Genomic DNA, 11,676 nt, shown 5'->3' with positions numbered 1-11,676 from the left:
GCGGAGCGATGCGAGCGTTTGTCAAATGGTACAGGAGCTGGAGCCTCGCGACGAGGCAGTTCCTTTTTTTGTTTATCGTCACGTTTGCGTTTCTCGCTCTGCTGGCCTGGAACAATTACAACCGGGCGGCGGAGCTGTTCCGCGACCAGATGGTATCCGACTCCGGTGAACTGATTGCCCGGACGAACCAGTTTCTCGATACATATTTGAACAGCAGTCAGAACGTGCTGCTGCTTTTATCGACGAACGCAGACCTTATCGCCGGCGGGGAAGACAGGAAGATTTCAGGCGAGCTGAGCCAGATCGCCAAAAACAACAGCACCTTCGTCAAAACGCTCTACATCGTCCGCAAGGACGGGAAGGTCTATGCGAGCGATCAGATGGTGTACGACGTAATCGGCAATCCGGAGCTGAAAAACGTGTACCGCAACTCGCAGCAAAGCTACGGGGCCGTCGTGATCAGCCAGCCTTACGTCTCCCCTGTATCGGGGCCGACGGTGGCGATATCGCTTCCGGTGAGCGACGGAAACGGCACGTTTATCGGGGTCGCGGCGGTCGAGCTCGATCTCGACAAGCTGAACCGGCAAATCGGCGAGCTGACCTCCGATGCCTACAAGACGTTCGTCGTGATGTCCGACAAAAACAAGGTGGTCACGTTCGACCGGGACAGCGAGCTGCTGCCGCAGAAGCCGGCCAGCTATCACGAGGACCTGCCGGACCCGTTTGTCGAGCAGTTGGCCGCGCTTCCCATAACGGCGAGCGAGCTTACCGAATCGACGGGAAGGTTCGTCGTCGTGAAGTCGGGCCAGAACCGGCTCGGCTGGACGCTGATCGTCCTCATGAAGGACAGTTATTTCTACAAAAACGTCATCCGCCTGTTCGACAATTACAAAACGGCCGCCGGCATCTGGGTCGTCATGCTGCTGTTTCTGGCGTTCGCCATGTCCCGCTACATGACGAAGTCGGTCCGCACGCTCGCCGTCAAAATGGACCGCGTCCGCGACATGGGCGTCGTCCCGAGCCTTGCCGTGAAGCGGGAGGATGAAATCGGGCGGCTCGCCCGCAGCTTCAACGCGATGATGGAGCGCATCGGCAACCTGCTGGACGAGACGAAGCGGATGGAGGAGCGCAAGAAGCGGCTGGAGCTGAAGGTGCTGCAGAGCCAGATCGCGCCCCATTTTCTGTACAATACGCTGGCGTGTATCGGCAGTCTGGCCAAGCAGCACCGGACCGAGGAGGTGAAGGAGACGATCCGGTCGCTCGTCGGCCTGCTGTCGCTCAGCTTCGACCGGACGGCGGAATTTATTACCGTCCGCGAAGAGCTGGAAGGGCTGAAGATGTATATTCAAATTCAGCGTATCCGCTACGGGGACAAATTCGGCTGCGAGATGGACGTCCCGGAGGAAGCGATGTCCTTCGGCATTTTGAAGCTGACGCTGCAGCCGATCGTCGAGAACGCGATCTTCCACGGCATCGCCCCCAGGAGCGGAGGCGGGACGATCCGCATCCGGGGCTCGATTCGCAGAGGGAAGCTGCGCTTCTTCATTCGCGACAACGGCACCGGCATGGAGCCGGCAAAGCTTGCCGATATGCTGGACGAGCGGCAGCCGGAGGAGAACGATGGGCATTTCTCCGGCATCGGGATGACCAACGTGCACCAGCGGCTGCGGCTCCGCTACGGCTCGCCGTACGGGCTGCGTATCGGCAGCGTGCCGGGGGCGGGGACGGTCGTCTGCGTCACGGTTCCCGCACGTCCGCTGCCGGCGGAATAAATTGTAGAATCTGTGCATCATTTTGCAATAATGCTGTATAGTTGGCAGCCTGTCCGCCTTGCTATACTTGATTTGCGCAGACTGAATGCGCTTACAAGGAAAGTGAGGTGAGCCGCCGCTTGAGCCGTATGAGTCAGCCAAACCGGACGGAACGTTTGGAAGGGCTTTATCCCGGGGAAGCCGCCGGGCCGTCCGCCCGTGCCGGAATTCTCCGTACCGTCTGGCGCTTCCGTGCCTTCTATTTGATGCTTCTGCCAGGCGTCATTTATTACATCGTGTTCAAATATATCCCGATGTACGGCGTTGTCATCGCGTTTAAAGATTTCAACATGTCGGACGGCATCCTGCTGAGCCCGTGGGCGGACCCGTGGAACAAATATTTTTTGCAGTTTTTCCACTCGCCGTATTTCACCCAGCTGCTGACCAACACGTTCCTGATCAGCGTCTACAAACTGATTTTCGGCATGGCGCCGCCGATCCTGATGGCGCTGCTGCTGAACGAATGCCGCGTGAGATGGCTGAAATCGCTCATCCAGACGCTGACGTATATGCCCCATTTTCTGTCCTGGGTCATTATCTACGGCATTCTGCTCGCGCTGCTGTCGCAAAGCTCCGGCCTTGTCAACCAGTGGATCGAGAACGCGGGCGGGCAGTCGATTCCGTTCCTGACGTCGACCTCCTATTTCCGCTCGATTCTCGTCGGCTCCGAAATATGGCAAAATCTCGGCTGGGGCGCGATCATCTACTTGGCCGCCATTACCGGCATCGACCCGACCCTGTACGAGGCGGCGCGGTCGGACGGCGCGGGCCGGCTGCGGATGATCTGGCATATTACGCTTCCCGGCATCCGCAGCGTCATCGTCATGCTGCTCATTCTGAACCTCGGCCATCTGCTGGATGCGGGCTTCGAGCAAATTTACATCATGTATAACATTCAAGTATATGCCGTGGCGGACATTCTTGACACCTGGGTGTTCCGGACCGGCCTGCAGCAGCTGAACTTCAGCCTCGCTTCGGCGGTCGGGCTGTTCAAGGCGGCGATCGGGCTCGTGCTGGTATTGGCCTCGAACAAACTCGCGAAGCGCTGGGGGGAAGGCATATGGTAAAAAGCCTGGACGACCGCATTGCCGGCGCCGTCGTGATCGTCATTTTGCTGCTGTGCGGGGCCGTGGCGGTATTCCCGCTCCTGTACGTGCTGTCCGTGTCGATCACGCCGTTCAGCGAAGTGCTCAAGAACGGCGGCTTCATTCTCATTCCGAGAGCGGTTACGTTCGATGCTTATAACAAGCTGCTGACCGAATCGAACATCCCCCGCGCGTTCGGCGTGACGGTTATCGTGACGGTCGTCGGGACGATTCTCAACCTGGCGATCACGGGGCTTATGGCGTACCCGCTCAGCCGCAGGCAGCTGCCGGGCCGCAGCCTGTTTCTGATGATGGTCGTGTTCACGCTGCTGTTCAGCGGCGGCATCATTCCGACCTATCTCGTGGTCAAGTCGCTTGGACTGCTGGATTCGATCTGGGCGATGATCCTGCCGAATCTCGTCTGGAGCTTCAACGTGCTCATTATGAAAAGCTTCTACGAAAGCCTCCCGGAGGAGCTGTTCGAATCCGCGCGGATGGACGGCGCGGGCGAATTCCGCATCCTGTGGCAGATCGTCGTGCCGCTCTCGGTGCCGGTCACGCTCACCATCGGCCTGTTCTACGCCGTGGGCCACTGGAACGAATTTTTCCAGGCGATCATGTACGTGACCGACCGGACGCTGTTTCCGCTGCAGGTCATCGTCCGCGAAATATTGGTCCAGACGCAGCAGCCGCTCGAGAATGCGGAGAACATGACGCCGACGCAGACGCTGCAGATGGCGTCCGTCATTATGGCCAGCCTGCCGATCATCGTCATCTATCCGTTTCTGCAGAAGCATTTTACGAAAGGCATGCTGCTCGGCTCGGTCAAAGGTTGAAGCCCGGCCGCCCGTTCGTTAAAGGGAATAGGGCCGGTTCAATAATATCATGCGCATGAAGAGAGGGGTTTACGGGATGAAAACAAGAAAAACGTTAGCCGCCGCACTCGCCGTTTTGCTGCTGACCGTCGGCCTGCTTGCCGGCTGCTCGCCTTCCGGCAAATCGACCAATGGCGAAGGAGCTTCCGCGCCTTCGAACGAAGGCGGCTCCGCGCCTACCGGCGGGACGTCCGGTGCGGTGAAGCTGGACATTATCGAGACCGGCAACAACTTGCCGACTCCGGATAAAGACTACATCAAGGAAGCGCTCGACAAGGCGCTCGGGACCGACCTGAACTTGACCGTCTACGCATCGGCCGACGATTACAAGAACCAGCTGAACGTCAGGCTCGCGTCGGGCAATTCTCCCGATCTGTTCCAGGTGCCGGACCGCGCTTCGCTGAAGCAGTTCGCGCAGCAGGGATTGCTGCTGGATCTGACGCCGTATATGGAGCAGCTTCAGCCGGTCAAGTCGTTTATCGGGGACGAAAGCCTCAAGAAAACGACGATCGACGGCAAAATCTATGCCATCCCGAAAGCGCCGAACATTCCGTATAACACGTACTGGATCCGCAAGGATTGGCTCGACAAGCTCGGCCTGCAGCCGCCGCAGACGATCGACGAATTTCTGAATGTCGTGAAAGCGTTCGCAGAGAAGGATCCGGACGGCAACGGCAAGAAGGATACGATCGGGCTGACCGGCAGCAAGCTGTCGACGTTCTCGCCGATTTTCGGCGCCTTCGGCGTCGGGGACCCGAATACGTTCTACGTCAAGGACGGCAAGCTCGTCAATTCCCTGTACGACCCGGCGATGAAGGACGCGCTTGCGTTCATCAAGAAGCTGAACGACACCGGCGCGGTCGATCCGGAGATTATGGCCAATACCGGCCTGCAGCATCAGGAGAAAGCGATCAAGGGCCAGGCGGGCATCGTCTGGATCGACTGGCCGAACATGAGCAAGGACCAGTTCACTGAGCAGATCAAGAAGGTGAACCCGAACGCGGACTGGATTCAGCTGGCCCCGCCGAAAGGACCGGGCGGCCAATACGACGGCCCGTTCGATATCGGGGGAACGTCCGGCATCTATGCGATTCCGAAGGCGCTGGAGAAAAACAAAGACAAACTGCAGAAGGTGCTGGACCTGCTTAATTACGTCTCCGGCAAGGAAGGCTCGATGCTGGTGCAGTACGGCATCGCGGGCAAGCACTATAATCTGGAAGGCGATAAAGTGGTGCCGACCGATCTGATGGCCAAGGAAGGCGGCTTCACCTGGCTGTACCAGTTTACCGGGCGGCCGGAAATGTCCTACCTGCAGACGAAATTCGCTCCGCAGGCCAAATATATCGAATTCGCCAACAGCCAGCCGCGGATCCAGATTTTGAACGGCTTCCTGACCAATCCCGACGGCTTTAATCCGGCGGACGCCACGCGGTTCATCGAGGAAAATTTGGTGCAGTTCATTTACGGAAAAGCACCGTTGGACGGCTATGACAACTTCCTGAAAACGCTGGAAACGAGCATGAATTTTAAAACGTACATGGACGATTCGATGAAGCAGCTGCAGGATCTCGGGTACGGCAAATAAGAAGGAGGAAGCTTGATCATGACGCAATTGCAGGACATTCCGGAGCTGGTCCGCCGGTTCCGCCGGGACGGTTATCTGATTTTGCGCGGCGTGCTCCCGGAGGAAAAGGCGGCAAGGCTGAATTCCGCCATCGACGGCATCCTTGAAGAGGAGCCGGAGGCGTTGTCCTACAATATTTACAACAGCGTGGAGCGGCATCCGGAGCTGATCGACGAACCGGCGCTGCTGCCGCTCATGGTCAACCTGATCGGCTACAACATCCAGCTGCATATCTCGCATTTGACCGTGCGAAAGCCCAATCCGGATGGCGTGAGGACGGAGTCCCAAAGCTTCATCCATTGGCATCAGGACGGCCCGCATCCGCAGTTCCCGCGCATTCACGGGCTGACCTCGACCTATTACGTGAAAATCGGGTACATCCTGAGCGACATGTCGCAGCCGGACCGGGGCAATACGAAAATCATCCCCGGCAGCCACCTGAAGTCGGATTTCGCTCCGGTGCAGAAGGATGTGAACGTGCCGGTCGACGGGGAAATGCAGGTGTGCGGCAAGCCGGGCGACGTCTTCATTTTCGCGCAAAACCTGTGGCATGCCGGGGCGCCCAACCGCTCCGGGTTTACGAGGCGGCAGCTGTTCATGGGCTACAGCCCGATCTGGATGCGGCCGATCGATTACCACAAAGCGTCGGACCGGCTGCTGGCGGGAGCGAGCCCGTTCCGCCGCCAGCTGCTGGGCGATATCAGCAGCAACTGTTTCAAATATTACGTGCCCGAGGAATCGATGGTGCCGCTAAAAGCGTTATGGCTCGGCGGCGAGCTCGGGGAGGACGCGTATTCGGTGGAATAGAACGAAACAGCGGGCAGCCGGTTGAGGGCTTCCCGCTGTTTTTTCTTTCCATTTGCATCGGGTAAAAGGTACGAGAAGCGGCACCGTTCGGGATTTTGACAAGGAGGCCTTTTCTACGCATGCATAGTAAAGGGAACCAAGCGAATTCATTTTTAAATCAACACTTTGCCATTTCGTCGGCAAGGCGGTTTTTGATGAAAGGCAGAACGGAACGCGCTATTCAAAAGGGAAAGTTGCTCACTCGATTGAAAAGCGGAAACAGGACAATTCCGGCCCAGTCTAATCTAGCGATTCTTGATAAAAATCGGGTTCGTAAGGCAGGTCATGACGGATACGTCCGTGTCCGGCACGAAACGGCGAGCTTCCAAACGGTAAAAGAGGCGATCCGCCGAGCCGGCGAAGATCAGCCGGGCGCTCCCGCCGGGGCCGGTCTGTACAAGCAGCGGCTCCGGCAGGCAGCCGAAACCGGTGCCGGGCCTTGCCATTAGGGCCGCGGAGCTGGTCGCTGCCGCTGTCCTGTCTGCCGCGCTTTCCGCAGCGGCAGTTTCGCCGGCAGCAGGCCCGTACGCTTCGGTTCCGGCAGCAGCATTCCGGCCACCGGCCAACGCGTTCGCGGCCGAGATGTCTTCGGCGGCAGCTTCCGCCGCCGACCTGCAGCCGGCCGGCGCTGCCGTTGCAGCTGCCTGTGTATCCGCCAGCGCCCGCAGCTCGCGGCCGCCGGCGAAGCCGGCAAGCTTCCGCGCCGCTTCGGCCCATTCGGCCTCCCGGTCCGCCGGCCCTTCCAGCCGCCACTGCGCTTCGATGCCGCGGTCGGACCAGAGCGCGAGAACGTCGCCGGCCGCGCCCGACACTTCGATCGTAAGCGGCACGGCGCCGTCCTCATCCGGCAGCGCGATATCGCCGCTGCCGCTGCCGCGGGAGTCCATTGACGCGAACGTGCCGTCCGGCGCGTACGACAGCACGACCCGCCCGGCGCGGATGCCGTCCATGATGCCGGACACCGTGTCCGTCTCGGACCGGACGAAAGCGGTCGGCCCGCCGTGCCGCACGACGCTGTTTGGGCGGTGCGTATCGCTGCCGCCGAGGGCGATAATCCGATGGCCGGAAGCGAGCTGCTCCTGCCACCAGCGGACGGCCGTTTCGTTCAGGCCGCGCCACGGCCCGTTCCATACCTCGATCGCATCGAACGGAACGTCGAAGCCGAGCAGCCACGGGCAGTCGGGGCAGAAGGGGTGGTTGAGCGAAACGAAGGCGCCGCGCTCCCGGGCTTTCGAAAGCCCATCCGCCGCGTCCGCGCCGTTCAAGACGCGAAAATCGTCCAGCGCGTCGGGCTGTCCGAGCAGGTTCACATGCCCCATGTAGCTCGTCAGCTCCACGCCCGGAATGACGAGCAGCTTCTCGTCCGGAACGCGCGCCGCCGCGTTCTGGGACGCAGTATTATGGTCGGTCAGCGCGATAAAATCGAGCCCAAGCGACCGACAGCTGTCGAGCGCGCCCGCGATCGTGTACGTGCCGTCGCTGTGGACGCTGTGCGTATGAAGATCGCCCTTCAGCCAGCGGGGGACGGGCGGCGCGAGCGTCACCTCCAGCTTCGCAAGACATCCCGCTTCCGGCACGCGGTAGGCGCCGAGCAGTACGGCCCATGTGCCCGGCGCGACCGGTCGGGGCAGGTAGCCGGGCGTCGCTTTTTCCGCCGAGACGAAGACTCGATCGCGCGCGCCGCCGCTCCAGCCGACGATCCGTTCCGGGGATCGCAGGCCGAGATCGACGACGCAAGGTCCGCCGCCGTCATCGGAGCCGGTGACGGACAGCCGCACTTCCACGCGTTCGTACCCTTCGCCAATCTCGAACGGAACCTCCAAATAAGTGCGTTCTTCGCTTTTATCGATAAGCCGCTCCAAGGTGAATCGCTTTTCCTGCCGCGTTTCCATCTGCCGTTCCAACTCCTTCCGCAATGGGCCGGCTCCCGAAGGCCGGCTGTATCTGCAACCTTATAAGCTTCGAGCCGCCGCGTCCTGCCGCCGATTCATGCCGCGAACTGAAGCCGGGCGCCGGCAGCTGCGCGAAGCGCCATTACCGCCGCTATTCTTTGCTCGCCCCGAGCAAAATGCCCTTCATGAAATATTTTTGCACGAACGGATAGACGGCCAAGAGGGGCAAAATGCTGATGATAATGCCGGCCATCCGCACGTTTGTCGTGATCAGGTAGTTGCTCGACACCGCGCCGGTATCGACGATCATCGATTTAAGTGCCAGCTGCAGCGTATATTTCATGCTGTCGTTGATGAACATGACGGCGGCGGTGAAGGCGTTCCAGCGGCCGACGAATTCGAACAGCGTCACCGTCGCGAGCCCGGCCGTGGCCAGCCGCATGTACATCGTCAGAAAGATGCGGAACTCGCCCGCGCCGTCGATTTTGGCCGATTCCGCCATTTCGTACGGGACGCCGAGAAAAAAATTGCGCATCAGCAGGATCGAGAAGCCCGATACGAGCCCGGACAGCACCAATACGCTCAGCGTGTTGATCAGGTGCAGGTCCTTGTTCACGATATAAAGCGGGATCATGACCGCTTCCTGCGGCACCATCATCGTAATCAGGATAAACGTGACCATGATCCGTTTGCCGGGCAGCTCCGGGTGAATGAGCACGTAGCCGGCCAGGCAGGACAGCAGCACATGCAGCGCGGTGCCGGCAACCGTCACGATCGCGCTGTTCAGGAACGGCCGCCACAAGTCGAGATTTTCCCATACGGTGCGGAAGCCCTCCAGGCTGAACGATTTCGGGAACAAAATAATGTCCGGCTGCATCGAGGCCACTCCGGACGAGAACGCCAGCGCAATGACGTTCAGAAACGGTATGATCATGGTCAGCATCAGCGCGAGCAGAAACAGCGCGTTCAGCGCGTCGAAGCATTTGTTCGCCCAGCCGAGCCGGTCGTATCGTTCGCTCATCGTTTACACCTCATCGAAGCGCGTGACCCATCGTACGACGAGCGTCAGCGCCAGCGTTAACAGGACGACGAAGAAGCTGGCCGCGGCCGCCGTCCCGATTTGAATATCCACCATGCCTTTTTGGAACGTATACATCATCAGGACGTCGACCTTCGGTGCCGTCGTCGGATTCCGCAAAATGAATACCTCGTCGAAAATCCGCAAAATGCCGAGCGTGTTGAGCAGAAAAATGACCTTCATCGTGCTCGACAGCTGCGGCAGCGTCACGAAGCGCACCTGCTGCCAGCGCGAGGCGCCGTCCATCCGGGCGGCTTCATAAAGCGACGGATTGATCGACATGATGCCCGCCAGAAACAGGATGCAGTTGTAGCCCATGTCCTTCCAGACCGCGAGCAAAATCATGATCCAGCGCGCCCAGCCGGGATCCGCGAGGAAATTGACCGGCTGATCGAGCCCGGCTTTGACGAGCAGCAGGTTGACCAGTCCGTTGTCCGGCGACAGCAGAAAAATCCACATGCCGCCGATGACGACCCAGCTCAGCAAATGGGGGATGTACAGCACCATTTGCGCCAGCTTCTTGTACCAGGCCTGCAGCACCTCGTTCAGCGACAGCGCGACGACAAGCGGAGCGGCAAAGCCGATCAGCAGGATGCTGCCGCCGATGATGAACGTATTGACGAGCGCCTCCTGGAACGACGTATCATGCAGCACGGCGCTGTAGTTGGACCATCCGACATAAGGCCGGTCGCCCATCAGCCGGTAATCCTGAAAGCTCGTCTGCAAGCCGCGGACAAGCGGGTAATAGGCATAGACGAGAAAATAAACGACGACCGGCACCATCATGACGTACAGCGGCCCGTATTTGCGGAGCGTTCTCACCGCATTTGCACTTCCTTTCCGGTCAAATCGACCCGCAGGCGAAGATTGCAAGCCGGAGAGAGAACTCCAAGCTTGCGGGCGGGCGTACGGCCGGATTCAGCCATACGCCCGCCCTCATGCCTCGGCCTGCGCTATTCGTCGATCAGCTTCTTCGCAAACAGCTCGTCGCGCATTTTTTTGACGGCTTCCTCGGCGTCCATCTGGCCGGCCATCGCTTTCAGCGCATAGTTTTGCACGATTTTCTCGGCGTCGGACCAGCCCGGCAGCGCCAGCTCCAGCGTCGCGTATTTTTTCGCCAGGTCCTGTGCTTCCTGCACGCCCGGCAGCCCGGGGAACGGCGGCTTCACGTTCTGGTTGTACCAGAACGGCACGCCGTGGTCCATGTTATGCTGCTTGCCGGTATCCGTCAGCGTATACGTATCGCCGCTTTTCGTATAATCCACGTCTTCGATGCCGATACTGCCCAGCATAATGCCCGGCTGCGTGTTCCAGAATTCCAGAAACTTCTTCGCCGCGTCCGGATGCTCGGCGTTTGCCGGAATGAACCAATAGTCCGGGTCGCCGCGGCGCATCAGAATCGTGCCGCCCGGCCCTTCGGCCGAGGTGATGCCTTCGGCCTGGAACGACGTATTCGGGTCTTCCTGCTTCTTCAGGCTGTTGAACATGCCGACCCAGGCGTCCCAGTACGTAATTATGCCGACGCGGTCCGTCAGAAACAGGTTGCGCATTTTGCCGGTGTCGTTCGTGATGAAGTTCGGATCCATGATGCCTTCCTTGGTCAGCTTCGCAAACCACTGATACATCGGAACGGCCGCTTCGGTCGCGTACGGAATCGTCCGTTTCCCGTCCTTCATGACGTAGCGGTATTTGAGGCCGGCGGCGCTCATGAAGCCCTGAATATCGTAGAGGCCCGACGTGCTGAGACCGTAAGTGTCGGCTTTCCCGTCGCCGTCCGGGTCCTGCTCTTTGAACGCTTTGAGCACGTTGTAATAATCGTCCAGCGTCTTCGGCTCCTGCAGGTGGAGCTTGTCGAGCCAGTCCTTGCGGACGATCGGCATCGTGCCGCCCTGGAATTTGCTGAATACGGCAACGATGCGGCCGTCCTTGTCCTTCAGCTGATCCCATTCGCTAGTCGGAATGACGGACGGATCGGAGAGCACCTTGGACGATTTGACGAAATCGGTCAAATCCGTCACGACGCCCTGATCGACGAATTCGGCGAGCTTGCCGAGGTCGCTGCCTTCAATCAGGTCGTATTTCTCGCCGGAGCCGAGCGCCGTCAGCACCTTCTGGTCGTAGTCGCTCGCCGGGCGCTCAAGCGTGGCGTCGATGCCGGTCAGCTTCTTGATCTCGGCTTCGAACTGCTTGTTCTCCTCCGGCGTTTTGCCGCCGACGTTCGCCGTCAGGATGCGCAGCTTCATATCGGCGGCCGGCTTATCCGAAGCCGATGCTCCGCTGCCCGATGAGGACGCGCCCGAACCGGTGGAACCGTTCCCACCTGCGGATGCGTTCCCTCCGGCCGCGTTTTGGCCGCTGCCGCCGCACGCCGAAAGCACCAGCGTGCCGGCCAGCGTCAGTGCGGACAGCGCGGCCCATGTTTTCTTCATTGTCATGTCAATCCCATCCCTTTCACGTGGACTTGA

General features: G+C 59.8%; 9 protein-coding genes. 5 read left to right on the top strand and 4 right to left on the bottom strand.

Annotation, left to right across the window (positions count from 1 at the left end):
- Nucleotides 1-8: 8 nt before the first annotated feature.
- The 5 genes from PD282_RS23265 (at nt 9) to PD282_RS23245 (ending at nt 6,202) form a co-directional block, all read left to right on the top strand.
- A complete protein-coding gene (locus tag PD282_RS23265; protein WP_274653638.1) occupies nt 9-1,772 on the top strand; it encodes a cache domain-containing sensor histidine kinase in 1,764 nt (587 codons plus the stop codon).
- Nucleotides 1,773-2,017: 245 nt separating this feature from the next.
- On the top strand, nt 2,018-2,878 hold the full coding sequence (locus PD282_RS23260) for an ABC transporter permease (protein WP_274655432.1): 861 nt from the start codon (nt 2,018-2,020) through the stop codon (nt 2,876-2,878).
- Nucleotides 2,872-3,732: a carbohydrate ABC transporter permease gene (locus tag PD282_RS23255; protein WP_274653636.1), complete on the top strand. Its 861-nt coding sequence runs from the start codon at nt 2,872-2,874 to the stop codon at nt 3,730-3,732. Before PD282_RS23260 ends, PD282_RS23255 begins: the two co-directional genes overlap by 7 nt.
- 76 nt (nt 3,733-3,808) lie before the next feature.
- Nucleotides 3,809-5,356: an extracellular solute-binding protein gene (locus tag PD282_RS23250; protein ID WP_274653634.1), complete on the top strand. Its 1,548-nt coding sequence runs from the start codon at nt 3,809-3,811 to the stop codon at nt 5,354-5,356.
- Between the two features lie 18 nt (nt 5,357-5,374).
- A complete protein-coding gene (locus PD282_RS23245) occupies nt 5,375-6,202 on the top strand; it encodes a phytanoyl-CoA dioxygenase family protein (RefSeq protein ID WP_274653632.1) in 828 nt (275 codons plus the stop codon).
- Nucleotides 6,203-6,486: 284 nt separating this feature from the next.
- On the opposite strand, the gene PD282_RS23240 is transcribed toward PD282_RS23245, so the two are convergent.
- From PD282_RS23240 to PD282_RS23225, 4 genes are all read right to left on the bottom strand, one after another.
- Nucleotides 6,487-8,157, bottom strand: coding sequence for a CehA/McbA family metallohydrolase (locus PD282_RS23240; RefSeq protein WP_274653630.1), 1,671 nt, complete (start codon nt 8,155-8,157; stop codon nt 6,487-6,489).
- A 127-nt stretch (nt 8,158-8,284) separates the two neighbouring features.
- The gene (locus PD282_RS23235; protein WP_274653628.1) at nt 8,285-9,154 is read right to left on the bottom strand and encodes a carbohydrate ABC transporter permease; all 870 of its coding nucleotides are present in this window, start codon (nt 9,152-9,154) and stop codon (nt 8,285-8,287) included.
- Nucleotides 9,155-9,157: 3 nt separating this feature from the next.
- Complete coding sequence (locus PD282_RS23230) at nt 9,158-10,033, bottom strand: ABC transporter permease subunit (protein WP_274653626.1); 876 nt, start codon at nt 10,031-10,033, stop codon at nt 9,158-9,160.
- A gap of 131 nt (nt 10,034-10,164) precedes the next feature.
- On the bottom strand, nt 10,165-11,646 hold the full coding sequence (locus PD282_RS23225; protein WP_274653624.1) for an extracellular solute-binding protein: 1,482 nt from the start codon (nt 11,644-11,646) through the stop codon (nt 10,165-10,167).
- Between the last annotated feature and the right edge of the window lie 30 nt (nt 11,647-11,676).

The organism is Paenibacillus humicola (genome assembly GCF_028826105.1).
GTDB classification, from domain to species: domain Bacteria; phylum Bacillota; class Bacilli; order Paenibacillales; family Paenibacillaceae; genus Paenibacillus_Z; species Paenibacillus_Z humicola.
Note: the sequence above shows the minus strand (reverse complement) of the source record. Positions and strands in the feature narration are given on the sequence as shown.